The sequence below is a fragment of the Lujinxingia vulgaris genome (genome assembly GCF_007997015.1).
Classification (GTDB): Bacteria; Myxococcota_A; Bradymonadia; order Bradymonadales; family Bradymonadaceae; genus Lujinxingia; species Lujinxingia vulgaris.
On record NZ_VOSM01000007.1, the window covers coordinates 37,260 to 62,974 of the forward strand.

The 25,715-nt window shown below is 64.8% G+C and carries 24 protein-coding genes; 18 read left to right on the plus strand and 6 right to left on the minus strand.

What is annotated here, in order from left to right:
- The first annotated feature begins 91 nt into the window (after positions 1 to 91).
- The 11 genes from tkt to FRC98_RS14180 all read left to right on the plus strand — a co-directional run bounded on the left by tkt (position 92) and on the right by FRC98_RS14180 (position 11,924).
- Positions 92 to 2,086, plus strand: a complete 1,995-nt coding sequence (gene tkt, locus FRC98_RS14130; RefSeq protein ID WP_146982088.1) for a transketolase — start codon at positions 92 to 94, stop codon at positions 2,084 to 2,086.
- A 90-nt stretch (positions 2,087 to 2,176) separates the two neighbouring features.
- Positions 2,177 to 3,301, plus strand: coding sequence for a class I SAM-dependent methyltransferase (locus FRC98_RS14135; protein WP_146982089.1), 1,125 nt, complete (start codon positions 2,177 to 2,179; stop codon positions 3,299 to 3,301).
- Complete coding sequence (locus tag FRC98_RS14140; protein WP_146982090.1) at positions 3,298 to 4,344, plus strand: hypothetical protein; 1,047 nt, start codon at positions 3,298 to 3,300, stop codon at positions 4,342 to 4,344. Before FRC98_RS14135 ends, FRC98_RS14140 begins: the two co-directional genes overlap by 4 nt.
- A complete protein-coding gene (locus tag FRC98_RS14145; protein ID WP_146982091.1) occupies positions 4,341 to 4,757 on the plus strand; it encodes a hypothetical protein in 417 nt (138 codons plus the stop codon). The genes FRC98_RS14140 and FRC98_RS14145 overlap by 4 nt, the downstream gene beginning before the upstream one ends.
- An 86-nt stretch (positions 4,758 to 4,843) precedes the next feature.
- Positions 4,844 to 6,085, plus strand: a complete 1,242-nt coding sequence (locus tag FRC98_RS14150; RefSeq protein ID WP_146982092.1) for an FAD-dependent oxidoreductase — start codon at positions 4,844 to 4,846, stop codon at positions 6,083 to 6,085.
- Positions 6,078 to 6,659: a 1-acyl-sn-glycerol-3-phosphate acyltransferase gene (locus FRC98_RS14155; protein WP_146982093.1), complete on the plus strand. Its 582-nt coding sequence runs from the start codon at positions 6,078 to 6,080 to the stop codon at positions 6,657 to 6,659. The genes FRC98_RS14150 and FRC98_RS14155 overlap by 8 nt, the downstream gene beginning before the upstream one ends.
- 179 nt (positions 6,660 to 6,838) lie before the next feature.
- Positions 6,839 to 7,351 (plus strand): 3-hydroxyanthranilate 3,4-dioxygenase, encoded by a 513-nt coding sequence (locus tag FRC98_RS14160; protein WP_146982094.1) that lies wholly within the window; start codon positions 6,839 to 6,841, stop codon positions 7,349 to 7,351.
- Between the two features lie 62 nt (positions 7,352 to 7,413).
- Positions 7,414 to 8,427, plus strand: a complete 1,014-nt coding sequence (locus FRC98_RS14165; RefSeq protein WP_146982095.1) for an amidohydrolase family protein — start codon at positions 7,414 to 7,416, stop codon at positions 8,425 to 8,427.
- A 3-nt stretch (positions 8,428 to 8,430) separates the two neighbouring features.
- Entirely contained in the window at positions 8,431 to 9,264 is an 834-nt protein-coding gene (locus tag FRC98_RS14170; RefSeq protein ID WP_146982096.1) for a cyclase family protein, read from the plus strand.
- Between the two features lie 35 nt (positions 9,265 to 9,299).
- Positions 9,300 to 10,562 (plus strand): kynureninase, encoded by a 1,263-nt coding sequence (gene kynU, locus FRC98_RS14175; protein ID WP_146982097.1) that lies wholly within the window; start codon positions 9,300 to 9,302, stop codon positions 10,560 to 10,562.
- A complete protein-coding gene (locus FRC98_RS14180) occupies positions 10,563 to 11,924 on the plus strand; it encodes an FAD-dependent oxidoreductase (protein ID WP_230467626.1) in 1,362 nt (453 codons plus the stop codon).
- Between the two features lie 35 nt (positions 11,925 to 11,959).
- Here FRC98_RS14180 and FRC98_RS14185 read toward each other — a convergent pair whose 3' ends face one another.
- The 4 genes from FRC98_RS14185 to FRC98_RS14200 all read right to left on the minus strand — a co-directional run bounded on the left by FRC98_RS14185 (position 11,960) and on the right by FRC98_RS14200 (position 17,483).
- Complete coding sequence (locus FRC98_RS14185; protein ID WP_146982098.1) at positions 11,960 to 13,273, minus strand: acetyl-CoA C-acyltransferase; 1,314 nt, start codon at positions 13,271 to 13,273, stop codon at positions 11,960 to 11,962.
- Positions 13,274 to 13,344: 71 nt separating this feature from the next.
- Positions 13,345 to 15,504 (minus strand): 3-hydroxyacyl-CoA dehydrogenase NAD-binding domain-containing protein, encoded by a 2,160-nt coding sequence (locus tag FRC98_RS14190; RefSeq protein ID WP_146982099.1) that lies wholly within the window; start codon positions 15,502 to 15,504, stop codon positions 13,345 to 13,347.
- 144 nt (positions 15,505 to 15,648) lie between these two features.
- On the minus strand, positions 15,649 to 16,305 hold the full coding sequence (gene ribA / locus FRC98_RS14195; RefSeq protein ID WP_146982100.1) for a GTP cyclohydrolase II: 657 nt from the start codon (positions 16,303 to 16,305) through the stop codon (positions 15,649 to 15,651).
- A gap of 434 nt (positions 16,306 to 16,739) precedes the next feature.
- Positions 16,740 to 17,483, minus strand: a complete 744-nt coding sequence (locus FRC98_RS14200; RefSeq protein ID WP_146982101.1) for a Fic family protein — start codon at positions 17,481 to 17,483, stop codon at positions 16,740 to 16,742.
- A gap of 336 nt (positions 17,484 to 17,819) precedes the next feature.
- Between FRC98_RS14200 and FRC98_RS14205 the strand changes: the two genes are divergently transcribed.
- Complete coding sequence (locus FRC98_RS14205; protein WP_146982102.1) at positions 17,820 to 18,485, plus strand: hypothetical protein; 666 nt, start codon at positions 17,820 to 17,822, stop codon at positions 18,483 to 18,485.
- A 99-nt stretch (positions 18,486 to 18,584) separates the two neighbouring features.
- The gene (locus FRC98_RS14210) at positions 18,585 to 19,088 is read left to right on the plus strand and encodes a hypothetical protein (protein ID WP_146982103.1); all 504 of its coding nucleotides are present in this window, start codon (positions 18,585 to 18,587) and stop codon (positions 19,086 to 19,088) included.
- Between the two features lie 132 nt (positions 19,089 to 19,220).
- On the opposite strand, the gene FRC98_RS14215 is transcribed toward FRC98_RS14210, so the two are convergent.
- On the minus strand, positions 19,221 to 19,418 hold the full coding sequence (locus FRC98_RS14215; RefSeq protein ID WP_146982104.1) for a hypothetical protein: 198 nt from the start codon (positions 19,416 to 19,418) through the stop codon (positions 19,221 to 19,223).
- Positions 19,419 to 19,518: 100 nt separating this feature from the next.
- Here FRC98_RS14215 and FRC98_RS14220 point away from each other — a divergent pair, with 100 nt between their 5' ends.
- From FRC98_RS14220 to FRC98_RS14235, 4 genes are all read left to right on the plus strand, one after another.
- Positions 19,519 to 20,316 carry an enoyl-CoA hydratase-related protein gene (locus FRC98_RS14220; RefSeq protein ID WP_146982105.1) on the plus strand — a complete coding sequence of 266 codons (798 nt, stop codon included), beginning with the start codon at positions 19,519 to 19,521 and terminating at the stop codon, positions 20,314 to 20,316.
- A gap of 146 nt (positions 20,317 to 20,462) precedes the next feature.
- Positions 20,463 to 21,971, plus strand: a complete 1,509-nt coding sequence (locus tag FRC98_RS14225) for an acyl-CoA carboxylase subunit beta (protein WP_370469239.1) — start codon at positions 20,463 to 20,465, stop codon at positions 21,969 to 21,971.
- A gap of 65 nt (positions 21,972 to 22,036) precedes the next feature.
- Positions 22,037 to 23,317 (plus strand): tetratricopeptide repeat protein, encoded by a 1,281-nt coding sequence (locus FRC98_RS14230; RefSeq protein ID WP_146982107.1) that lies wholly within the window; start codon positions 22,037 to 22,039, stop codon positions 23,315 to 23,317.
- Positions 23,317 to 23,613 (plus strand): hypothetical protein, encoded by a 297-nt coding sequence (locus FRC98_RS14235; protein ID WP_146982108.1) that lies wholly within the window; start codon positions 23,317 to 23,319, stop codon positions 23,611 to 23,613. The genes FRC98_RS14230 and FRC98_RS14235 overlap by 1 nt, the downstream gene beginning before the upstream one ends.
- Before the next feature lie 52 nt (positions 23,614 to 23,665).
- On the opposite strand, the gene FRC98_RS14240 is transcribed toward FRC98_RS14235, so the two are convergent.
- On the minus strand, positions 23,666 to 24,646 hold the full coding sequence (locus FRC98_RS14240) for a GNAT family N-acetyltransferase (RefSeq protein WP_146982109.1): 981 nt from the start codon (positions 24,644 to 24,646) through the stop codon (positions 23,666 to 23,668).
- A gap of 114 nt (positions 24,647 to 24,760) precedes the next feature.
- Here FRC98_RS14240 and pssA point away from each other — a divergent pair, with 114 nt between their 5' ends.
- Positions 24,761 to 25,555 carry a CDP-diacylglycerol--serine O-phosphatidyltransferase gene (gene pssA, locus FRC98_RS14245; RefSeq protein WP_146982110.1) on the plus strand — a complete coding sequence of 265 codons (795 nt, stop codon included), beginning with the start codon at positions 24,761 to 24,763 and terminating at the stop codon, positions 25,553 to 25,555.
- The last annotated feature ends 160 nt before the right edge of the window (positions 25,556 to 25,715 follow it).

Consider the following 25,715-nt stretch of genomic DNA (forward strand, 5'->3'; position numbering starts at 1 on the left):
ACGCCTCGGGCGGCGCGGCACAACGTGGGGGCGCAATCTGGCGACCCGCAGGCGACTGAAAATATCTGGAGTTTTGGATAACGAGGGGATGATGACCGACTCGATCACCACACTGAGCATTAATACGATCCGCACGCTTTCGATGGACGCGGTGCAGGCCGCCAACAGCGGCCACCCGGGCGCGCCGATGGGGCTTGCGCCGGTGGCGTACGCCATCTGGCAAAAACACTTGCGTCACGATCCGGCCGACCCGACCTGGTTTAACCGCGATCGTTTTGTGCTCTCCAACGGTCACGCCTCCATGCTGCTCTACAGCCTGCTGCACCTGACGGGCTATGAGGCGATGACGCTCGAGCAGATCAAGAACTTCCGCCAGTGGGGAAGCCTCACCCCGGGTCACCCCGAGGCCGAGCTGACCCCGGGCGTGGAGACGACCACCGGGCCCCTGGGCCAGGGTTTTGCCACGGCGGTGGGCATGGCGATGGCCGAGGCGCACCTGCGCGAGCGATTCGCAGGCGTGGTCGACCACTACACCTTCGGCATCTGCTCCGACGGCGACCTGATGGAAGGCGTCTCGCATGAGGCCGCGTCGCTGGCCGGGCACCTGGGCCTGGGCAAGTTGATCTTCCTCTATGATGACAACGAGATCACCATCGACGGGCGCACCGATATCGCGTTCACCGAAGACACCACCGGGCGTTTTGAAGCCTACGGCTGGCAGGTCTTGAACGTGGATGATGGCAACGACGTCGACGCCATCGATCGCGCCATCGAGAAGGCCAAAGCTGAGACGCGGCGCCCCACGCTGATTCGCGTCAAAACGATCATCGGTTTTGGCTCGCCAAATAAAGCCGACACCTCCTCGGTGCACGGCTCCCCGCTGGGCGACGATGAGATCAAGCTGACCAAAGAGGCGCTGGGCTGGCCTTACCCCGATCCTTTTGTGGTGCCCTCGGAGGTTCGCGAGCATATGGCCGGCGAGGCTGCCGCGCGTGCGCGGGAGGCCCGCCAGGCCTGGGAGGAACGCCTCAATGCCCTCAAGGCTGAATCCCCCGAGAAGTTCGATGAACTCACGCGTCGCATCAGCGGAGAGCTCCCGCAGGGCTGGGCCGACGCGCTGCCGCGCTTTGAGGCTTCCGAGAAGGGCATGGCCACCCGTGCTTCCAGCGGCAAGGTGATCGAGAAGATCTTTGAGGTGTTGCCCGAGCTCGTCGGTGGCTCGGCGGATCTGGCCGGCTCCAACAAGACGCTCTTCCCGAAGTTCGGGGAGATGTCGCGCGAGAGCCACGCCGGTCAGAACGTGCACTTTGGCATCCGCGAGCACGCCATGGCTGCGGCCGTCAACGGGATGTGCCTGCATGGCGGCGTGCGCGGCTTTGGCGCGACCTTCCTGGTCTTTGCCGACTACATGCGCCCGGCGCTTCGACTGGCGGCGTTGATGCATATGCCGCAGATCATGGTGTTTACCCATGACTCCATTGGACTTGGCGAAGACGGCCCCACCCACCAGCCCATCGAACATCTGATGTCGCTGCGTGCGATGCCTAACTACCACGTGCTGCGCCCGGCCGATGCGGAAGAGGTGCGCCAGTGCTGGGAGCTGGCGCTGGAGCATAAAACCGGGCCCTCAGGGCTGGTGCTCACGCGGCAGAACGTGCCCACCTTCGACCGCGACGCGCTCCACAGCGTGGGCGATGCGACGAAGGGCGCCTACACCCTTGCGGACAGCAACCCCGGCGAGTTGCCGGAGGCGTTGATTTTGTCGACGGGGAGTGAGGTTGCGATCGCGGTGGAGGCTTTTGAGACCCTCAAAGCGCAGGGCAAGGCGGTGCGTGTGGTGTCGATGCCCTGCTGGGAGGTCTTTGAGCAGCAGAGCGATGACTATAAGGCGTCGGTGCTGCCCGCCGAGGTCACCCGTCGTGTGGCCATTGAGGCCGGCGTTACGCTGGGATGGGGCCGTTATACGGGGACTCAGGGCAAGGTGCTGGGGCTTGATCATTTCGGTGCCTCGGCCCCCTATGAAGAGCTCTATGAGAAGTTCGGGTTGACCGCGGCGCGGGTGGTGGAGGCGGTCAACAGCTTCTGAAGTTCGCGCAGGTGCTCTTCCAAAACAAACCCTGCCGGGTGCCTGCGGGCACCCGGCATCGCCCCCCCGCAAGACCTTAAGGAGGAAGTGATGCCAGCCAACTTCACGCGACGACTCGACCTCTTCAAAGATGCGGGGTTTGCCGACCCGAAGGCGGCCGTCGATCTACTTACCAGCGACGCCGAGGCGTTGGGCATCGGCGGGGTGCAGCCCGGAACACCGCTGGAAGACGCCCTGCGCGGCGCGGATCAGCAGGCCGCCGAGCTGCTCGATGAGCCGGTTGGCAGGCTGCTCGACAACGTCGTGGAGTGGCTCTTTGAGCGCGGCGGAGACCTGGCCACGCTCTTCTGGCTGGCGCGAAAGTTAAGCAGTGATGAGTCTACCCTGCATCTAGGGGCGCTGGCCTTTGGCGTGGCCAGCAGGCTGTGGCAGGCCGGAAAAGAGGCCGAAGCCGCCGCGATGGTGCGATTTCTGGTCGATCTGGACTTCGACTACGGCAAGCTCTACCGGGAGTCGGGCATTGCCTACGGCTTTTTTCAGTCGCGCGAGCCCAACCCCTTCGTCTGGAAACTTCTGGACTTTGTGGAGGAGCGCGCGCGTAACCGCGGTGAGCAGGACACCATCAAGGTTGCCGAGCTGGGCTGCGGCATTGGCAACGACGCGCTGGGCATCGTCTCCAGCCCGCGGGTGAGCTCGTACCTGGGCATCGACATCAGCCCGGTGGCGCTGGAGGAGCACGGCAAGCGGGTGGCGCCGATGCTTGAGGAGCGTCCGGAGCTTGAACATAATTTGCTGGCCGGTGACTTCGTCTCAACGCTGGAGCGCAAAGATCCGCGGGTAGAGGGCGTCAACCTGATCTACTCGTACTCCAGCCTGCATTATTTTAGCTCCGGGGAGCTCTCGCGGATCTTCGCGTTGGCGGCCGAGATATTGCCGGCGCAGAGCGGGCTTTTTTGCTTCGCGATTAAGGGGAAAGACAGCATCTGGGACGGGCAGGGCGTGCCGCTTTACCGCCCCGATGTCTGGGTGAACCTCGACGGGCAGACGCGCTGGTTTCCCTCGCGTCAGGCGCTGGCGAAGATGCTCGACGAGCACGGCTTCGAGATCCTGATGCATGAGTGGCATGAGCACTGGGGCTACAGCGAGTTCGCGCGCCGTGACCGCTTCCACTACGTGGTTGCCACGCCGCGGCGTAAGCAGGGGGCGAGCACGTGAACATCGGGTCGCAGGTCTTCGGCGTTGTGGCGGGGGTGTTGGCGATGGTGCTCGTGATGACGGCCGCACTGCAGCCGGCCCACGCCCAGCCCTGGACGCTGGAGGGGGTCACCCGGAGCGCGCAGGCCGCGGAGGGCCTGGATGTGCTCTCGGAGCGCGGGGCAACGCTGGGGCGCGTGTTGGTCGCCGAGCGGGTGGTTACCGGGCGCTATCTGCTCGAGGTCGAAGTTCGCCACGAGGAGCGTCGGCTGCGTCTGCCGATGATCGTGGCGCGCCCGACCCCCGAGCAGGCGCTGGAGGTGGTGTGGGCACCGGCGCCGGAGTACGTCAACGCACTCTTGACCCTGGCGAGTGGTGACGGGTTACCCCCGGAGGTGGCGCCGCAGACGTGGGTGGAGGAGCGGCGCCTGCCGGCGTTGCCGATCATCGCGACGCGGGCGCGCATCATCACGCCCTACGGGGAAGCGGCCTGGCAGACCCCGGAACTCTCGCGCCATATCATGCGCTGGCTCAATGATGCGCTCACGGAGGCCGGTGGGCCGGCCGGTATCGATCTTCTGCTCGATCGACGTATGGAGTGGGCAAAGGTTGGTGAGCTGATGATGAACGCCGCGGCAGTAGGGCTCTTTCGGGTGCACCTGATCACGCGTGATGAGGCGCAGCTCGGGGCGATCTCCACCAACCTGCCGATCTTCCCGGAAGGCGGACTCCCCGACGCGATGGTGCTCGGTGTGCTCGGCGTTTACCCGCACAACGAGGATGGCATCGGCGTGGGGGTGCGCCTCGATGAGCAGACGATCGAGGCCACCGGCATCGAAGGCTGCCGGGAGGGGCTGACCTTCTGCGCGCGGGATGGCGAGGAGTTTGACGAGGCGCTCGGTACGGTCATTGCCGACGCTGGCGTCGACGCCGCGCGCATCACCCACTGGCTGCTCGCGGGAAGTTCTGAGTTCAACGTCGGGCAGGGCGTGCGGGCTCTGGTGTGGACCTACCAGACGCTTAACATCTCCCCTCAATCGACCTTCATCGGGTACATCGAATGAGCTCTGTTCTGACCCCTTCTCCGCTGCGCGTCGAGCGACATCGGCTCGCCGCGTTCCTGACGGCGATCGCGATGGTGCCGGCGCTGGCGGCGTGCGCGAGCACGCCCACGACCGAGTCGGGAGAGTCGACCGCGGTCGTGGTCGAAGATTCCGGCGCGCACACTCCCGACGACCCGCTCTACGCGGCGCAGCGCTGGCTTGAGGCCCGGCAGGAGGCCGGTGAGGTTCCGGGGCATCATGAAGTGGTGCGCGTGTTTGCTCTCGATGACGACCGCGTTGAGGTCATCATCAGTCCCTTCAATGAGCCCCCCGCAACCGACGCCACACGGCTCGTCCTCGCCAGAGATCAAGAGGGCTGGGAGGTGGTTGAAGAGGGCACGCTGCGCGCGCGTCGGGATTGGCCTCGCTACTGATGATGTTGAAGGTGTGTTCGGCCGCACCTCGCCAGGACCAGCGGGAAGACCAGTCGCCGAGTTTGTGAAGACGTTGAGGAGATTCAATGAGCTTGAAGTCGTCCGCAGAACATCAAAACATGCGCCGATTGGCGATTGTGGGGGCCGGCCCGATCGGCGTGGAGTTCGCGCTGCGCGCGCTCGAAGAGGGGTTTGCCGTCACGCTCTATGAGGCGAAGACGCCTGGAGCGCATGTGCGCACCTGGGCCCATGTGACCTTCTTCTCGCCATGGTCGCTCAACCGCAGCGCGCGTGGCGAAGCCACGCTTCAGGCCGCCGACGTCGAACTCGCACCCGATGATGATTTCCCCACGGGGGAACAGTACATCAACGCGTACCTTGAGCCCCTGGTCGACGCGTTGAAACGTGCCCCCAACTTTCAACTTCTCGAACACACACGCGTGTTGGGTGTCTCGCGGATGCGCGCGCTCAAAGGCGATCTTCTGGCCAACCCGCAACGCGCGCGGCGCCCCTTTTTGCTGCGCGTAGCCGGGCCCGACGGTGAGCGTTTTGACGAGGCCGACGTGCTCATCGACGCATCGGGCGTGCTGGATAACCCCAACCACCTCGGGCCCGGGGGGCTTGCGGCCATTGGCGAAGAGGCGCTCAATGGCGAGGTGATCCGCGCCATCCCCGATGTTGAAGCGCAGCACGACGCGCTGGCCGGAAAACGCGTGCTGGTGGTCGGCCACGGCCATTCGGCGGCCACCACATTGGGCGCGCTCACCGAGCTCCGAGAGCACGCCCCGCAGACGCATATCACCTGGGCCTACCGGGCCGAGGGCGAACCTTTTGCGGAGATCGAGGGCGACACGCTCCCCCAACGCCTTCGGCTGAGCCGCCTGGGTAACGCCATCGCCCGCGGCGAAGTCAGTGGCGTCGATCCCGTCAGCGGCGTCTTCGTCGAGCGCATCACGCGCGCCGACGACGGCCTTCACGTCGAGCTCGCCGACGCGCAGGGCCAGAAGCACGAAATCGAGGTCGATCGCATCATCGCCAACGTCGGCTACCACCCCGACACCTCCCTCACCCGCGAGCTTCAGGTTCACCTCTGTTACGCCAGCGACGGCCCCATGAAACTCGCTGCATCCCTGCTCGCCAGCGCCGGCAACGCCGATTGCCTGGCGCAGAGCTCGGCCGGGCCCGAGGTGCTCAAAAACCCCGAGCCGGACTTCTTCGTGCTGGGCAACAAAAGCTACGGGCGCAATCCCAACTTCTTGCTCAAGATCGGCCTGGAGCAGATCGACGACGTGATGACGCTGCTGACGCAAAAGGAAGGCGATGTTTAAGGCATTCTGCCGCTGGCTCTTCAAACTTCGGGGCTGGCGTTTTGTTGGCGAGGACCTCACCACGCATCGCCGCTGCGTGGTCGTGGCTGCGCCGCACACCTCCAACTGGGATCTGATCTTCACCATCGCCAGCTTTGACCTGATGGGACTTCCGGTGCGCTTTACGATCAAGCGCGAGTGGATGCGTTTTCCCTTTAATCTGGTGCTCGGCCCGGTCGGGGGTCTGGCTATCGACCGTCGTCCGCGCGCCGAGACCGGTGAGCGCCCCAGCATGGTCGAAGCGATGGCCGCGCTCTTTGATGAGCACCCCGGCGAACTTGCGATCGCGGTCACGCCCGAGGGCACGCGCTCCCGGCGTGAGCGGTGGCGAAGCGGGTTTTACCACGTCGCGCGCCAGGCCAACGTCCCCATTTTGTTGGGTTACCTGGACTACGGCAAAAAAGAGGCGGGCATCGGAAAGGTCATCATCCCGGGCGACGACTTCGAGGCCGATATGCGCGAGATCATGGACTTCTACAGCCAGATTGAGGCGCACAGCCCCGAGAAGTTCGCGCTCGACGCGCGCTTCTCCTGACCGGCCCTCCCGGGCCGGGCGCGGGCCGGGGGCGACCTTGACAAGCCTGCTGCCCAGCGGCTTCTATGAGGCCGCCTTCAAGGCCCCTCGCTACAGATTTGATTGTGTTCGTCGCCACGTTGAAGACCTCGCCGCCGCCCTGCGGGCCGGCCGCAGGCCACACACCACCGGAGGACCCGATGAGCAAGCTGATGCCGCCGATCAACTTTCAGAAGTGGATCGAAGAGAACCGCGACGCCCTCAAACCCCCGGTCGGCAACAAGAAGATCTGGGAGGACACCGACTTTATGGCCTTTGTGGTCGGCGGTCCCAACCAGCGCAAGGACTACCACATCGATCCCAGCGAGGAGTTCTTTTACCAGATCGAGGGCGACCTCACGCTTAAGCTGGTGGTCGATGGCGAGTTTAAAGACGTGACGGTGCGCGAGGGCGAGATCTTTTTGCTGCCCTCGATGGTCCCGCACTCCCCGCAGCGCGGAGCCAATACCGTGGGCCTGGTCATCGAGCATAAGCGCCCCGAGGGCGAAAACGACGGGCTGCGCTGGTACTGCGAGAGCTGCGGGGAGGTGCTCCACGAGCAGTTCTTCTACCTGACCGACATCGTCGGCCAGCTCAAGGCGGCGATCGAGGCGTTCTGGGCCAGCGATGAGCTGCGCACCTGCGACAACTGCGGCGCGAAGATGGAGCGTTAAGCGCGCGAACACCCTCGCACGCAGCCGCACGACCACCGACGATTCTTGAGATCAGGGAAGCGATGAAGATCGACATCCACGCGCATATTCTACCCCGAGAGTGGCCCGACCTGCGCGAGCGTTACGGCTACGGCGGGTTTATTCGCCTGGAGCACCAGTGTTCGGGATGCGCGCGGATGATGCGCGATGAGACCTTCTTTCGGGAGGTCGATCCCAACCTCTGGGACCCGGCCACGCGCATCGCCGAGTGCGACGCCCACGGGGTCGACGTGCAGGTGCTCTCGACGGTGCCGGTGATGTTCAGCTACTGGGCCGAGGCCGCCGACGCTCATGATCTCTCGAAGCTGCTCAATGACCATATCGCCTCGGTGGTCGCCGAACATCCGCAGCGTTTTGTGGGGCTGGGAACCCTGCCGATGCAGGACGTTGACCGCTCCATTCAGGAGCTCGAGCGTGCGGTTGGCGAGCTTGGGCTTGCGGGCGTGGAGATCGGCACGCACGTCAATGGCACTAACCTCGACGACCCCCGCTTCGATCCTCTGTGGGAGGCCGCCCAGGAACTTGATGCGGCGATCTTTGTGCATCCCTGGGATATGATGGGCATGGACCAGCTCAAGGACTACTGGCTGCCCTGGCTTGTGAGCATGCCGGCGGAGACCTCGCGCGCGATCTGCTCGCTGATGATGGGCGGGGTGCTGGAGCGCTACCCGAAGTTGCGCTTTGCCTTTGCGCATGGTGGCGGCTCGTTTCCGGCGACCCTGGGTCGCATCGACTGGGGCTTCGAGGTTCGCCCCGATCTTTGCCAGGTGCGCACGAAGACGCGCCCGAGCGATCTTCTCAACCGCATCTACCTCGACACCCTGGTGCACGACCCGGCGATGATGCGCTTTCTCATCGCGCAGCTCGGCGTGGAGCGCCTTGCGCTGGGCACCGACTACCCCTTCCCCCTTGGCGAGCAGGAGCCCGGCAAACTCATTGAGTCGCTGGAGCTGAGCGCCGAAGACCAGGAGCGCATGCTCTCGGGCACCGCCCTGGAGTGGCTGGGCCTGGAACGCGCCCGATTTGAGCGGAGCTAAGGGATGCGCCTCTGGGTTGAACTCGACGGTGCGCGTTACGCCGTGGCTGCGGACCACCCGCTGGAGCTTGCGCAGCCCCTGGACTTCTACGGGGAGCAGCCCCGGGCCTTTGGCCTGGGCCGGGCGCAGGCGCGGGCGGTGGAGGGCGGCGACTTCGTGGGGGATGTGCGCCGCGGTGGGAGCGTCAACTGCGAGTCCATCGAGCTCATCGCCCACGGCCATGGCACCCACACCGAGGGCGTTGGTCATATCAGCGCGGAGCGCGTGCCGGTCGGTGACCTTGCCCCCGACCCGTTGATGCCGGCGGTGCTGCTGCGCGTGGCGACCCGCACGCTGGGAGCTTCGGGCGATAGCTCCGAGGGGAAGAGTTCTCCCGACGACCGGGTCATCTGCACCTCCGAGCTCCGGTCGGCACTTCAGCGCGCCGATGTTTCCCCGGCGTTCTGCCGCGCCATCATCATCGCCACCTCTGGCGAGGGCGCCGCCGCCCCACTCCGAGACTACTCCGGCACAAACCCCGCCTACCTCACCGCCGAGGCTGTGACCTGGCTTCTGGCGCAGGGCTGCGAACATCTGCTCATCGATCTTCCCTCCATCGATCGCGAAGACGACGGCGGCACCACCCCGGTCCACCGCGCCTACTTTGAGCTCAGTGCAGTCGGGGCCGGCCCGACCGATGCCGGCCCCCGCCGCACCATCACCGAGCTCATCGATGTGCCCGAGAGCGCCAGCGAAGGCCCCTACTTCCTCTCGCTTCGCTTCGCACGATTCATGCTCGACGCCTCCCCCTCTCGCCCCATCCTCTACCGGGCCGAACCGATGCCCGAGACGCGCTAACGCATGGCACGCCGCTTCCCCCCAGTGAGACTCCTATGAAGATCACCGACCTCGACTACGCCCGCCAGCTCGACCGCGAAGACCCGCTCGGAGGCTTCCGCCAGCGTTTTCATATCCCCACCGGCAGCGCGGGCGATCCGGTGCTCTACCTCTGTGGCAACTCCCTGGGCCTGCAGCCGAAGGGGGTTGAGAAGGCCCTTGGCGAGGAGCTTGAGAAGTGGGCCAACCTGGGCGTCGACGGGCATTTTGCCGAGCCCAACCCCTGGTACAGCTACCACGAGATCTTCAACGCGCCGATGGCCGCCGTCGTCGGCGCGCGGCCCGAAGAGGTGGTGGTGATGAACTCACTGACCACCAACCTGCATCTTTTGATGGTGTCCTTTTACCGCCCGAGCGCGGAGCGCTTTAAGATCCTCATTGAGGGCGGGGCGTTTCCGTCCGATCTGTATGCGGTGCAGAGTCAGGCGCGCTTCCACGGTTTTGATCCGGCCGAGGCCATCGTTGAGCTTTACCCCCGCGATGGCGAGAAGACCTTGCGCGATGAGGACATCCTGGCCGCCATTGAGCGCGAGGGTGACCGGCTTGCGCTCGTGCTCTTCGGCGGCGTCAACTACTACACTGGGCAGCTCTTTGACATGGGGGCCATCACCGAGGCCGGCCATAAGGCCGGGGCGATGGTGGGTTTTGACCTGGCGCACGCCGCGGGCAACGCGCCCTTGAAGCTGCATGACTGGGGGCCGGACTTTGCGGCCTGGTGTTCGTACAAATACCTCAATTCCGGACCGGGCGGGGTGGCTGGAGTCTTCGTGCACGAGCGCCATCTGGGCCGAAAAGACATCCCCCGTTTTGAGGGCTGGTGGGGCACCGATCCCAACACCCGCTTTGAAATGGGGCCGAGCTTTGCGCCTCAATATGGCGCGGGCGCCTGGCAGCTTAGCAACGCGCCGGTCTTGCCGATGGCCTCGCTGCGCGCCTCGCTGGAGCTCTTCACCGAGGCCGGCATGGAGGCGCTGCGCCAGAAGAGCGAGAAGCTCACCGGCTACCTCTATGAGCTTGTGACGTCCATCGGTGCCGACGCCTTTGAGGTGATCACGCCCTCGGAGCCCGACCGGCGCGGCTGCCAGCTCTCGATCCTGGCCGCCGGCGACGGGGAGCTTTTGCACAAGCGCCTGATGGCCGCCGACGTGATCTGCGATTACCGTCGTCCCAACGTGATTCGCGTGGCGCCCACGCCCCTCTACAACACCTATGAAGATGTGTGGCGTTTCTGGAAGATCCTCGAAGAGAGCGTGAGCTAAATGAGTGAAGTTCAGGCGTACCCCTCCTCCGGTGAGCCTCCCTGCGTGGTGGTCGGTGCCGGTCTTGCCGGCTCCTTGATGGCGATTTACATGGCGCAGCGGGGCCACCGCGTGGAGGTCTTTGAGGCGCGCCCCGACATGCGCGTGCGCCAGGTCGACGGCGGGCGCTCCATCAACCTGGCGCTCTCCACCCGTGGGCTCACCGCGCTGGCCGGAGTAGGGCTGGAGGAGCAGGTCCGCGAGATGTGCATCCCGATGCGCGGGCGCATGATTCACCCGTTGGAGGGCGAGCCTCATCTGCAGCCTTACGGCCGCGCCGACCAGTTCATCAACTCCATCAGCCGCCAGGGGCTCAATGAGCTGTTGATGAGCACCGCCGAAGCCCACGAGCAGGTGCGTTTTCATTTTGAGAAACCCTGCGTCGACGTGGAGCTCGATGAGGGTGTTGCGCACTTCGAAGATCACAAAAGTGGCGAGCGCATTGCGCGTGAGGCATCTTTGCTGATCGGCGCTGATGGGGCGTATTCGGCGGTGCGCCAGCGCCTGCAGCGCTCCGGGCGCTACAACTACGAGCAGGCCTACCTGACCCACGGTTATAAAGAACTCTCCATCCCGGCCGGCCCCGGGGGGGAGTTTCTGATGGAGAAGAACGCGCTGCATATCTGGCCGCGTCACGACTTCATGCTCATCGCGCTCCCCAACCTCGACGCGACCTTCACCGTCACGCTCTTCATGGCCTTTGAAGGGGAGTCGAGCTTTGAGGCGCTGAAGACCCCGGCCGATGTGGATGCGTTTTTTCGTCGCGAGTTTCCGGACGCGCACGCGCTGATGCCCACCCTCACCGACGACTTCTTTGGGAACCCCACCGGCAGCCTTGTGACCATCCGCTGCTCGCCATACCACCATGGCGAGCGGGTGATGATCCTGGGTGATGCCGCGCACGCGGTGGTGCCTTTTTACGGGCAGGGGATGAACGCGGCCTTTGAGGACTGCACGGTGCTCAACGCGCTGCTCGATCGCGAGGGCGACGATTTTGGCCGCGCCATCGCTGCGTTTAGCGAGGAGCGCAAAGCCGACGCGGACGCCATCGGGCACCTGGCCCTCTACAACTATTACGAGATGCGCTCGGCGGTGGCCTCCCCTTATTTTGTGTTTCGCAAAAAGATCGAGCGGGTGCTCCACCGCCTCTTTCCGACCTGGTGGATCCCGCTCTACTCGATGGTCACGTTCAGCACGATGCCCTACGCCGAGGCCCGCGCGCGTGCCGCGCGCCAGGATCGCATGCTGACGATGGGGCTCATCGGCTCGGTGGTGCTCCTGGGGCTGATGATGCTTTTGTTGCTCGTGGCGCTGAGCCGCTGAGGCAGGCGGGGCGCGGCTCAGCGCCTTGTTTCGTATCAGCGCTCCAGAACCATGCTCAGCCCCAGTCCTCCGGCGGCGCACATCGTCAGAAGCCCCAGGTTTTTGTCTCGGCGCTGCAACTCGCCGGCGAGCTGGGTGATGATGCGGGTGCCGGTAGCGCCGAAGGGGTGACCGAGCGCGACCGAGCCGCCGTGGACGTTGAAGGTGTCCATATCGACCTCGCCAATGGCCTCATCGAGGCCCAGCCGCTGGCAGAGGTCTTTGTCTTTCCAGATCTTGATGTTGGCGAGCACCTGCGCGGCGAAGGCCTCGTGCATCTCGACCAGATCCATGTCGTCGAGCGAGACGCCGGCGCGCTCAAAGGCGATAGGCGTGGCCAGGGTGGGGCCGAGCAGGAGATTGTGGCGCTGGATGTCGATGCCCACGTGGGCGTAGGAGCGCACAAAGGCCATGGGGGTAAGACCGAGCTTTTTGGCGCGGCTCTCGCGCATCAAGAGCACAGCCGAGGCCCCGTCCGTCAGCGGTGAGGCGTTTGCGGCGGTCACTGTACCGTGGCGTCGATCGAAGACGGGTTTGAGTCGCGCCATGCGCTCGACGGTGGTGTCGGCGCGCACGTTGTTATCGCGTTCAATGACCTGGTCGAAGTTATCACCGTGCAGCACCTGCATCACTTCGGGGAACTTGCCCGACTCGTAGGCCGCGGCGGCGCGGTGGTGGGTGAGCTCGGCGTATTCATCCTGCTCCTGACGCCCGATCCCATACTGCTTCGCCATCTCCTCCGCCGACTCGCCCATCGACTTGCCCGTGGTGGGCTCTTCGATGGCGGGTTGCTCGGGGAGCAGGTCGCCGGCTTTGATCTGGGAGAGGGCTTTGAGGCGATCCTGGAGGCTGCGGGCCTTGGAGACATCCTGCAGCGCGTGGCTCAGGCCCAGGCTAAAGCGGGCGCGCGCCGAGCTCATTGACTCCACGCCGCCGGCGATCACGACCTCGGAGGTGCCCAGCAAAAGCGAGTTGACACCCTGGACGGCGGCATAGGCGCTCGACGCACAGTACATCTGCACCGTGGACGCCGGGATATGTTTGGGAAGTTGGCTTCGCAGCACAACTTCTCGCCCCACGTTGGGGCCGTCCATCGGCGCGGAAACACAGCCGAAGATCAGCTCGTCGATGAGCTCAGGATCGATGTCGACGCGGTTGAGAAGCTCGTTGGCCACGGCGCGGCCCAGGTCGGCTTCGTTCCAGTGTTTGAAGGCGGTCCAGGCGCGGGCGAAGGGGGTGCGCACGCCGGCGACGATCGCCACGCGATCGCCGCCACCGAGCGTGGCGGAATTGGAGTTTGATTTTGCCATAAGGGGGCTCTTTGATCTGCAGAGTCAGCGTTGTCGGCGTCGCCGAACGAAAAAATCGATGGAGCGGAGCGTCAGTCCTCGTAGAAGCGCTCTCCCTTCTCGGCCATGCGCTCCAAAATGGGGGCGGGACGAAGTCGATCGCCATACTGGCCCGCCAGGGTGTGCATGGTGTCGACGACCCACCCCAGACCAACCTCATCGGCATGCCGGAAGATGCCCCCGCGGAAGGGGGGGAAGCCCAGCCCGAAGATCACGCCGATGTCGCCGTCGCGCGGCGAACGGATGATGCCCTCGTCGAGGGCGTAGGCGCACTCGTTGAGCATCGCCAGCCAGCAGCGCCGGGTGATGGTCTCGGCGTCGAGGTGGCGGCGAGTCGCGCCGCCGGGCAGGGCGTCGTAGACGGAGGTGTCGGGGGCTCTGGAGTCGCCGGAGGCGTAGTCGTAGAAGCCGCGCTTGTTTTTTCGACCTTTGCGCCCCTGCTCGGCCAATACGCGCAGGCCTTCCGGGGCGTCCCAGCGCTCCTTAAAGGCCTCCTGAAGCACTCCGGCGGCTTTGAGCGCCACGTCCATGCCCACCTCATCGACGAGCTTGAGCGGGCCCACAGGGAAGCCGAAGCCGCGCATGGCGCCGTCGATCTCCTCGATCTTGCCGCCTTCCTGCAAGATCCAGCCGGCCTCGTTGATGTAGGCGCCGATGACGCGGCTGGTGAAGAAGCCCGGGCCGTCGTCGACGACGATGCAGGTCTTGCCCAGCTCGCGGCCGTAGGCCAGGGCCGTGGCCAGCGCTTTGGGAGAGGTCTTCTCGGTGCGGATGATCTCCAGCAGCGGCATCTTATGAACGGGGCTGAAAAAGTGCATGCCCAGCACGTTTTCGGGGCGCTTGCTCTTCGTTGCGATCGTCTTGATGGGGATGGTCGAGGTGTTGCTGGCAAAAATCTGGTCAGTGTTCCCCTGCGCCTCAAGCTCAGCCAGGATGGACTGCTTGAGCTCGGTGTTTTCGAAGACCGCCTCAATCACCAGATCGCAGCGCTCAAAACCCTCGTAGGTGAGCGTGGGGGCGACGCGCCCCAGGGCAATGTCGGCCTGAGCTTCGGTGAGCTTCTTTCGCCGCGCGGCCTTCTTGAGCAGGTCATCGATGTAGTTCATGCCCCAGCCCAGGCCCGGGGCGCTGGCGTCTTTGAGGCGCACGTTGGTGCCGTTGTAGGCGGCCACCTGGGCGATGCCCGCCCCCATCAGCCCGGCGCCGATCACGCCCAGGCGGTGGATCGGGCGCGCTTTGACGCGCCCGTCGACCACGCGGTCTTTGTTGACCTCCTGGCGCATGAAAAAGATGTTCATCAGGTTTCTGGCCTCAGGCGTGCGCACAAGCTCGGTGAAGGCCTCGCCCTCGGCGCGCAGGCCGGCCGCAAAGCCCTCGGAGAAGCCGGTCTCAATGACATCGAGGGCTTTGAGAGGCGCGGGGTAGTTGCCGCCGCTCTCCTTGAGGACCTGCTCCCGGGCGCGACTGAAGATAAGCCGTCGGGCCGGGGTGCGCGCGGCCAGCTTGACCGGGTCGTTGAAGGCTTCCTCGAGGTTGTCGCCGAGGCTCGGGCCAGCCCCGGGTTCGTTTGCGAGCTTGCGGACCTTTTCGCGGGCCACATCGAGCAGGATGCCCGGGTGGACCACATCGTCGACCAGCCCGATTTTCAGGGCTTTGCGGGCGTTGATCTGCCGACCGGTGAGGATCAGGTCGAGGGCCTGCGAGAGATCAATGAGGCGGGGCAGCCGCTGGGTGCCCCCGCCACCGGGGATAAGCCCCAGCATCACCTCCGGAAGCCCGAAGACGCTGCGCGGGTTCTCGGTGGTGATGCGCGCATCGCACGCTAACGCCAGCTCCAGCCCTCCGCCCAGGCAGCTGCCGTCGATGGCGGCGACCACCGGGAGGGGGAGGGCCTCCAGCCTGGCCATCAGCGCCTGGCCGCGTTTGACCAGGGCGCGCAGCGCGTCGGGGTCGTGGTAGTAGCCCTGGAGCTCTTCGATATCGAAGCCGGCCACGAAGTTGTCGGTCTTGGCGCTGGTGATGACCACGCCCCTGACCTCCGAGTCGCCTTCGATCGCGTCGAGGAGCGCCTCAAAGTGCTCGATCATCGGGGTGGAGAGCGTGTTGACCGACTGCCCGTCGACGTCGATCTCGACAAGCGCCAGGCCGTCTTCGATGCGATGGCGCACAAGGGTGGTAGAGGAGGAAGCCATAGGCAAAAGTCCTTCCATGCATACTTAAAAGCGTTGGGCGCAGGTCTCGGGCAAAAGAAAAGCCCCGACCGCAGTGATTGCGAGTGGGGCTATCTTTAGACACGGTTGCGGCCGCGGCAAGTCTGCAGGAGGCCAGCCGAAGGCTTAGAGCAGGTGACCACTCTTGATGCGCTTGGTCTCCAGGTAGCCGTAGTTGTGCGGGTTGGGGATGGTTTTGATGGGGCGGCGCTCATCGATGACGATGCCGGCCTCTTCCAGACCGTCGACCTTGGAGGGGTTGTTGGTCATCAGGACGATGCTCTCGACGCCCAGGATCTCGAGCATTTTCGCCGAGATGCTGTAGTCGCGCAGGTCGTCGTCAAAGCCCAGGTGTTCGTTGGCTTCGACCGTATCCATGCCCTGGTCCTGGAGGCTGTAGGCCTTGATCTTGTTGGCCAGCCCGATGCCGCGGCCCTCCTGGCGCATGTAGAGGATGATGCCCGCATCCTGCTCGGCGATCTCCTCGAGGGCGGCGTTGAGCTGGGGGCCGCAGTCGCATTTGAGGCTACCGAAGACGTCCCCGGTTAGGCACTCGCTGTGGATGCGGGTGAGCACGCCGCGCTTGCCGGCCACATCGCCCTGAACCACCGCGACGTGATCCTTGCCGTCGACGTCGTTCTTGAAGGCCACAATGCGGAACTTCCCGTAGCGGGTGGGCAGCTCGGCGGTGGCGAAATGTTCGACGTGCACGTTCAAGGTGTCGTTGGCCGAAGGGTTGGGGGGCTGAACAAAGTTGGCGGCGCTTTTTAACTTGATAGACATCGATTACTCCCATCGCGCGTGATCGTCGCGGCCTCTCCATGAGACCACCCGTAATACACACCGATTGCCGGCGGTGGGCCCGGCGTCCGAGCGCAAGGCCACACTGTTTATCGCGACAATCGACTCCGCTGACTGCCTTGAATGCGGCAGCGTAGCCGGAGGCGTTGAACATCCCGGCGCATGCGGCCGGGCAGAGCGCCGCGCAACCTTAACGTGCGCTTAAACTCTGTCAACTCCGCCCTTGTCAACGGATGGTGAGCGGGCGTTCTTCCCGGTCTGGGGAAAAAGAGCGCAGCTCACCCGGTGTTGAATAGGATTTGAGCACCCTTTTGAACAGGTCAAGCGCCCTGGCCGCCCAAAAAACAACCCCCTGAGGTGTTCAGGGGGTGTTCATGTGGGGCTGTGGCGCTTGCGAAGGGGGAGGCTCGCCCCGCTTAAAGGGCCATCTGATGGGCGGGCTGGGCCTGACGCTGGAAGTTTGAGGCGGCTTGCAGCGTGGCCCGGATCGCCTCAATAGTCACCGGCACCATGTCGTTGCGGTGGCCGTTGAGTGCGGCGAAGTAGGTGTGGCGATCGCAGCCGTGCACGATCGCCGGCGGGAAGCGGTGCTTGATCAGCAGGAAGTTGAGCATCAGACGCCCGACCACCCCGGTGCGCTCATCGAAGGGGAAGACCCGCATAAACTCCCAGTGGGCCAGGGCCGCCTGGCGGATGGGATGCAGCGCGCGCAGCTCCTCCTCATACACGTCCATAAACTTATGGAAGTGGTACGAGATGCTACTCGCCGGGGCCACGGTCAGGTGATAGACGCCCGGAGAGGTGTCGCGTTTGCGGTAGCGCCCGCCGGCCTCGTCGCCGGGCAGGCAGAGCAACTGATGGAGCTCACGCAGCCAGTCGACGCTGAGCTCATCGCCGCGCTCGGCGCTCTCATGCACGAAATCAATCGCGTCGTAGAGCGCGCGCAGGCCGTGCTGCATGACGCTCTCGCAGTGGGTGCGACAGGGCATCCGCTCCAGCGCCCGGGAGATCTCCTCGGACGAGAGCACGACGCCTTCGAGGGCGTGATCGTGATAAAGCCAGCACAGCTTAAGCCGCTCCATAAAAGGAGCGCGCAAGTCGTCGGGCATGGCGTTGTAGATCGACCGTTGATGGTCGACTTCCAGGTAGGTCAGGTTCATGCGTGCCTCCGGTGTTCATCGCGGCGGCGGGTGTTCCCCAACACTCCAGAGCGCTCCCGGGATGAACATCGGTCTGGCCCACGGGGGACCGACCAACCTGAGGCCAAGGCTAGCGAGGTGGGCGTCGGGATGCAAAAGTTTTCCGACGTTTTTTTCGGTGCAGCCGCCGTGAGCGAATATAAGGGAGGGGAGAGGCGTCTCTAGGACGTGGACATGCGCGTTGATGGGATGACGTCCGCGGGTGTGTTAGGTTTACCCCTGACGGGGGCGTTGAGCCCGGTGGTCGAAGGCAGGAAGGTCGCGATGGCAGGTGGCAGAGGACATAGGGGCGCTCGGGTGGGAGCCGCTTCATTCGTGCTGGCGCTTGGCATGGTGCTGCTCTGGGCTGGAGACGATGCGCGCGCGCAGACCGAAGAGGTGGCCGAGGAGCGCAGCGCCTGCGACGTGTATATGGAGAGCTATGCGCGCAGCGTCGCGCGTAAGCTGGATCGGGCGATGTCGACCGGCGACTACGCACTTCAGACGCTGGACGGGCTCGGAGAGGCGTTGCGCATTGAAGGGGCGCTTGTGGGACGCGATGAGCCGCTGGTCTTCGACGTCTATAAGGAGGCGTCGGGGCGAGTGGCGGGACTTGTAGACCGGCGCCGGGAGTGGACGCAGACTTATACGGTGGCGTTGGGGCGAAGCGGTCCGATTATTATGTCGCATACCTGGCAGGCGCGGCGGCTGCGGGAGTCGGGCCAGCCCTGTGATCCTTTTACCTCGGCGGTGGAGTGGCCGGGGGTGACCTCGTCGACGGTGGACGTGGAGCCCTTTAAGTTCTGGGGGCTGCGTGCCAGCTGGCGCATCCCAAGGGCCGACGATGCCGCCAGCGAGCGGGGGCTGGAGGAGGCGCTGATCTATACGGCCCGGCGCTACGAGGGGCTTGAGCCTATGGAGGTTCAGCAGGGCTCGGGGGCGCGCGTGGAGAGCGATGGCGCACGCGACGTTACAAAGGAATGAGTTGACTAAATTTAGGGGGTGATATCTCTTCGGGGAGTGCTCGGGCTGATGAAGAGCACTCCGAAGACGTGTTTCGCGAATGACCATGGAGGTTAGTGTATGAAGAAGTTTACGTTGATCGGTGTGTTGATGTTCGCGCTGGCGCTCTTGTCCACGCCGGCGATGGCGCAGGAAGGCGGCGGTCGCATTCCCGGCGGGTTTGGCATTGGCCTGGGTAACGGTACCGCTGTGTCGGGCATCTCGCTCAAAGCCTTCCAGGGCTCGACGGCGATTCAGGGCGTGATCGGTTCGCGCTGGGGTTACGGCTACAGCCGCTACGATCGCTATGGCGGGTTCGGGGCGAGCGTCGACCTGCTCTTCAACCAGGACGCGCTGGTGCAGGCCGACCCGCTGGTTCTGGCCTGGAGCCTGGGCTTTGGCGGCGCGGTGGCCACGTGGGGCTCCAACCGCTTGAGCGCGTTTGCGCACGGCGTGGCGGGTCTGGAGTTTATCTTCCCCTCGGTGCCGATCGACATTGTGTTGGAGATGCGTCCGGGGATTGAGATCTACAACGGTGCCTACTTCTTCATCACCGGCGGCGCGCACATCCGCTTCTACCTCTAAGGCGCGCTCAGACAACGTTGCGCTCGCCACAGGTGACGCGACGCTGTCAGAGGAAAACAAAAGAGCCCGTCTCGCGAATGCGAGACGGGCTTTTTCGTCATGGCGAATTGTGGTGGCGTGCCCCGGTAAGACTCACCCGCCGTTGAGCCAGCGGGCCAGGCGGCGGCAGGCGCCGTAATAGACGCGGGCGGCCTGCTCCACGACCGCGCGGGTGCCCACATCATCGGGATCGACCAGCTCGGTGGGCCTGTGGCGCACCGGCAGGTGGTCGGCCAGGCGTGGCGAGGGGGTGGGGCGAGGGCGGCGTTTTTCCTTGCGATTTGTCGTCATAGCTGAAAGTTTAGCGCAGGCTGAGAGCCAGAAAAAGGTCGACCTTCAACCTGGAATGTCGGATGGTCGGCCGCAACTTCGACGACCGGGAGCAAGACCTATGGGTTCGACCAACCTAGCCTACGATGTGCTCAAGCGCGAGCAAGACGCGCAGGGGATCTGCACCCTGACAGTCGATCGGCCGGAGTCGATGAACGCGCTCAATGGCGAGCTTGTCGACGCGTTGTGGGAGACCTTTTATGAGCTGCGCCATGACGACTCGGTGCGGGTTGTGATTCTGACTGCCACCGGGCGTGCGTTTTGCGCAGGGGCGGATCTGGCTGAGCGCCGCACGATGAGTGAGGCGCAGGTGCGAAAGCGCATCGATGACTACCACCAGTGTTTCAACGCGGTCGCGGAGCTTCCCAAACCGACCATCTGCGCCATCAACGGTTACGCGTTTGGGGGCGGTCTGGAGCTCGCGCTGGCCTGCGATCTTCGCCTGGTCGATGAGGCGACGAAGATCGGGTTGACGGAACTTCGTCTGGGCATCATCCCCGGCGCCGGCGGCACCCAGCGGCTGACGCGCCTTGTGGGTGCGGCGCGCGCCAAGGAGTTGATCTTCACCGCGCGCCGTCTGACCGGCACCGAGGCCAGAGACTACGGCCTGGTCAACGACGCGGTGCCCGGCGACCGGCTCCTGGAGCGCGCCCGTGAGATCGCCGGCGAGATGTTGCTCTCGGCGCCGATCGCGCTCAAACAGGCCAAGCTGGCCATTGATACCGGCGCGCAGGTCGATCTGCACTCCGGCCTGGCGCTGGAGAGCGCGGCCTACGCGGTGACCTTGCCAACCGAAGATCGGTTGGAAGGTTTGGCCGCGTTTAAGGAGAAGCGCGCCCCGAATTTTAAAGGGAAGTGAGGCCGAGAAGGCCCGCACGCCCCCCGCAATCATGACTTGCTATGGAGAGCGCCTCGTCGAGGCGCCGCACCACATACCAGGGAGTATTTATGAGTGATGTGCCCGAGACCAAGACCCCGAACTTGAGCGAGCTGGATCAGCAGGTGATGGAGCGCCGCGAGACCCTCGAGGAGGGCGGCGCGCCCAAATACCACGAGCGGGCCGCGCAGGTCGGAAAGCTCTTTGTGCGCGAGCGCATCAAACGTCTGCTCGACGCGGGACTTGAGGTTGAGGACGGCGCCTTTGCCAACGTGCTCGCCGGCGATCTTCCGGCCGACGGCGTGGTCACAGGCATCGGGAAGATCGGCGGGCGGCGCGTGGCGCTGATCGCCAACGACTCCACGGTCAAGGCCGGCTCCTGGGGCTGGCGCACCGTCGAGAAGATCATTCGTATGCAGGAGACCGCCGAGAACCTGCGCATCCCCTTGATTTATCTTATCGACTCGGCCGGCGCGCGCATCACCGACCAGCTGGAGATGTTCCCCGGGCGCCGCGGCGCCGGAAAGATCTTCTATAACCAGGTGCGTCTCTCGGGCTTTATCCCGCAGGTCTGCCTGCTCTTCGGACCCTCGGCCGCCGGCGGCGCCTACATCCCGGCCTTCTGCGATGTGGTCGTGATGGTCGATGGCAACGCCTCGATGTACCTGGGCTCGCCGCGTATGGCCGAGATGGTCATTGGCGAGAAGGTGACCCTGGAGGAGATGGGCGGCGCGAAGATGCACTGCTCGGTCTCGGGCTGCGGCGATGTGCTGGCCAAAGACGAAGATGAGGCCATCGCGTTCTGCAAAGACTACCTGGCGTACTTTCCCTCGAACTGCCACGAGCCCGCGCCGCTCAAAGAGGCGGTGGAGCCGCAGGCTCAGAAGAAGACGCTCGATGAGCTGATCCCGGTCAACCAGAACAAGCCCTTCGATATGCGCAAGGTCATCAAGCACCTTGTCGACGATTCGGAGTTTCTGGAGATCAAAAAGAAGTTCGCCCAGGAGCTGCTCACCGGCTTTGCGCGCATCGGCGGGCGCCCGGTGGGGATCATCGCCAGCCAGCCCAAGTGGAAGGGCGGCGTGCTCTTTGTGGACTCGGCCGATAAAGGCGCGCGCTTTATCTCGCTCTGCGACGCGTTCAACATCCCGCTGGTGTTTCTGGCGGATGTGCCCGGCTTTATGATCGGCACGAAGGTGGAGCGCGAGGGCATCATTCGCCACGGCGCGAAGTTGATCTCGGCGATGAGCGCGGCCACGGTGCCCAAGATCTCGGTGGTGGTGCGCAAGGCGTACGGTGCCGGGCTCTACGCGATGTGCGGGCCGGGCTTTGAGCCGGACGCCTGCCTGGCGCTGCCCGAGTCGATGATCGCGGTGATGGGGCCGGAGGCGGCCGTCAACGCCGTCTACGCCCGCAAGATCGAGGCGATGCCCGAAGACGAGCGCCCGGCCTACGTCGCGCAACTTCGTCAGGAGTACAAAGAAGATATCGACATCTACCGCCTGGCCAGTGAGCTTGTGGTCGACGAGATCATCACCAAGCATCAGCTGCGCGATGAGCTCAAGCGCCGCCTGGCGGTCTACCAGACCAAGAAGAAGGACTGGCCCGATAAGAAGCACGGTGTGATTCCGGTGTGATGGCGGGTTCGGTCGGGGGCAAGCCCCCGCTTTAAAGTGACGCAACAGTGCAAGACGAGGGTTCGATGTCGCAGAGCGACCAGGCCAACAGGCCGACGCAGGAAGAGGCAATCGCCGCCATTGATGAGTTGATCGCCGAGGGGCAGCTCCAGGAGGCCGAGCAGGCCATTGAAGAGGCGCTGGAGACCCACGGCAGCGACGACACGTTGCTGGTGTTGCGCGCGGAGCTGGCGCTGGAGGGCGGTGACACCCAGGAGTGTGTGTTTGCCGTTCAGGACGCGCTCAAGCGCGTGGAGAGCGATGAGGCGCGCGCGCAGCTGTTGGCCTTTGAGGGCTATGCCCATTACGAGGCCGACGCCTTTGATGAGGCCCGCGCGGCGTTTAACGCGGCGGTGCGCGCCGATGGCGAGCTGTGGACGGCGGTGGTGGGCCGGGCGATGGTGCACGAGTCGCTGGGCTTTTTCCGCGCGGCGCTGCTGGACATCGCGCGCGCCATCGAGCTCGATGGTGAAGAGGCGCAGCCCTACGCGATCCGCGGCAACATCATGCTCACCAGCGGCAACGCCGCCCAGGCTGAGCCGGACTTCCGCAAAGCCGTGGAGCTTGATCCGAGTGATGAGGAGTCGCGCCTGACGCTGGCGCGCATTCTCTCGCTGGCCAAAAAATCCTCGGAGGCCATTGAGGTGCTCGAGCCCCTGGTCGATGAGGGTGAAGATCCCGATGTGATTGCGCCGGCCGCGCTTCTGCGCAGCCAGCTCTCGCTGACGCTCGGCAGCACGGCGGCGGCCAGCGAAGATGCGCAGCGCGCCATCGAGCTCTGGCCCGACAAGCCCTGGGGCTTCCTGCAGCTTGCGGCCTGCCACCTGACCGCCGCCCGGGGCGAAGACGCCATCGTCGCCCTGAAGACCGCCGAGGACCTCGCCGGCGACATCCGCGACGTGCCGGATATCTATGCGCTGCGGGCCTCGGCCTACGATATGCTCGAGAAGCCGGAGAAGGCCCGCGCGCTGCGCGAGGAGGCCGAGGGCAGCCCGCGTCTTCCGGGCGTGGTCTATGGCGAGGTGCTCAACCCGGTGCGCAACATCCCGATCAACCCCAACAAGCCCATCGATGTGCGGGGGCTGCTCTCCGAGCTTTTCGGTCACCCGAGCAAAGCGCCGGCCGGCTACGAGAAGGCGATCCGTGATGTGGTCGACCGCCTCCCCGAGATCGTGGCGCAGAACCCCGGGGTGGGGCGCATTCAGATTGAACTTCCGCAGGTTGAGGGCATGAGCGGTCCGCCCCGCAGTCTGATTGTGCAGGTCAACCAGCCCCAGCAGGGGCAGGCGCCGAAGTCGGAGGCCTGATGAGCGACGTGTTTGAAGATGTGCTCTTTGAGGGCGACGCGCTCAAGGTGACGCTGCGGGTCGACGCCGATGGTCAGGCCAGCGTGCTGCTGGAGAGCGAGCCTGGTGGGCCGGATCTCTCGGTTGAAGACGAGGTCATCGTGGTCGGCAACGGCCAGGGCTGCCCGCTTGAGGTGGAGAGCCCGCAGCGCGCCGTGGCAAAGCTGGGCTCGGAAGACCAGCTCGCTACGGGCACCTACGCGCTGATGGTGCGGGTGCACGAGTTTTTTGAGGGCTGGGAGTTCGGCGAAGGCTGAGAGCACGGCAGCCCCGACATCCAGACGTTCGTAACGATAAACGCGAGACCTGTCAGCGGCGCACCACCACCGCGACGGTCTCGCGTTTTTCTTCGGCCCAGCGCTCTTTGTACTCCATGTCGGTGCCCAGGTCGTAGTGGGCCACGCCCTCTTCGCAGAGGCGCTCGATCATGGCCATCTGCGCCAGGCTTCCCGGTGAGACGTCGCGGAAGTCGTCGTGGTAGCTCATCTGCAGGCCGCGGAAGGTGTTGTTGAAGACCCCGCCGAAGCAATACGCGATGTCGACCCCGTCGAGGGTCACAAAGAGAAAACGCAGCGCGTCGCGGTGAGCCAGGCGAGGGAGCATATCGCGGTAGAAGACCTTCATCGGGCCGTCGATGATGCCGGTGTCGGCCTCTCCCTTCCAGCTGAGGTGCTCGAGCTCCAGGGCGCGGTCGAGCAGGGCGAATGCCTGGGCGCCGGGCTCGATGCTCTGGTGGTACTCCAGGGTGAGGCCGCGCTCCTCGGCGCGACGTTGGATGCGGCGCAGGTTGGCGCGAAACTTCGAGGTGCGCCGGCGCATAAAGCCCTCAATGCCCTCTTCCAGGCTGGCGACGCGTCGCACCGAGGAGGGGCCGAGCCCCAGCGAGTAGTGGCGGCGAAAGCCCAGAATGAGATGATCGAAGTGCAGGGAGTCGGGAACAATCCCGGAGAGAAAGAGGATGTTCCAGGCGGGCATCTGTCCGCGGGCATGTTCGATGAAGTTGGCGATAAGCCCTTCGACATCGGCGCCGGCAAAGGGGCAGGCCAGCGCCCAGCTGGCTTCCAGCGGGTGGAGGTAAGTGCCCAGGCTATGGTCGCTGCCTACGCCCAGGGCGACAAAGCCGTTGTCGCACTCGCGCGCCCAGAGTTTGTGGGCCGGCAAAAAGGCACGCCAGGCCGGTAGAATCCAGAACGACGACGAGCAGAAGTGGTCAATCTGCGGTGTCGCGGCGATAGCAGCGTCGAACTCATCGGCGCGCTGCTCCAGCTCTTCGGCGGTGATCTCACGCATCTCGACCTCTTGACTTTCAGTGAGCCCCTCTCTAAAGCTAAGCCGGTTGTGCACCGAGCCAAAGCTCACCGATTGCGATCGGTGCAAGTCTCTTCCAACGGACGGGGAAGTTCCATGGATTTGAGCCGGGCGAAGTATATTCTTCCAAATATGTTCACCCTCTCGAGCATCGTCGCCGGGATGTATAGCATTCAGCTCTCGACGACGGCCACCGGGGTCCAGGAGATGACGCTGGCCGCGTGGCTGGTGATGGTCTCGATGGTCTGCGACACCTGCGATGGGCGCGTGGCGCGGCTGACGCGCACCGAGAGCGAGTTCGGGGTGCAGCTCGACAGCCTGGCCGATGCCATCAGCTTCGGGGTGGCGCCGGCGTTTCTGCTCTACAACTGGGGCTTGAGCGAGCTGGGGCTTATCGGGCTCTTGCTGGCGAGCGCGTATACGGCGGGCACGGTGCTGCGCCTGGCGCGTTTTAACGTGATGGCCAATCAGAGCGAAGGTCCGGCGCGCTATTTTCTGGGGCTTCCCTCGCCACTGGCGGCCGGGATGGTGGCGTCGCTGGTGCTGGCGCACGTCTCGTTCAGCGGACAGATCGCCACCGGGGCCTCCGAGAGCGTGGCGGCGGTGGCGCTTTTGCTGGGCGGGTTGATGGTGAGCAACGTGCGCTACCGCACCTTTAAAGATGTGAAGTTCCGGGGGCCGGCGGCGTTGGTGCTCGTGCTCTTGCTGGCGGCGGTCACCGCGCTGGCGGTGGTCTATGAGGCTGGCGTGGCGCTGGTGGCGGTGACGGCGGTCTACATCGTGGTGGGGCTCTGCGGCGGTCTTCTGGACCTGGGGCGCAATGTGCTCGGCGGTGCCGGTGATGAAGACGACGATGTGATGTTGCAGGAGCTTCGCGACAACGAGCGTTAAAAACGCTCGTCAGACGGTGTATTGTTCGGCAAGCGGCGCGTCCCGGTGAGGGGCGCGCCGTTTTTCGTGGGGGTTCAGGTGTGAAGATGGTTGCTCTGCCCCCCTGCACATGCGCTATCGTAGCGGCCAAACCTGCGAGCCGATGACCTGATAGGAAGGC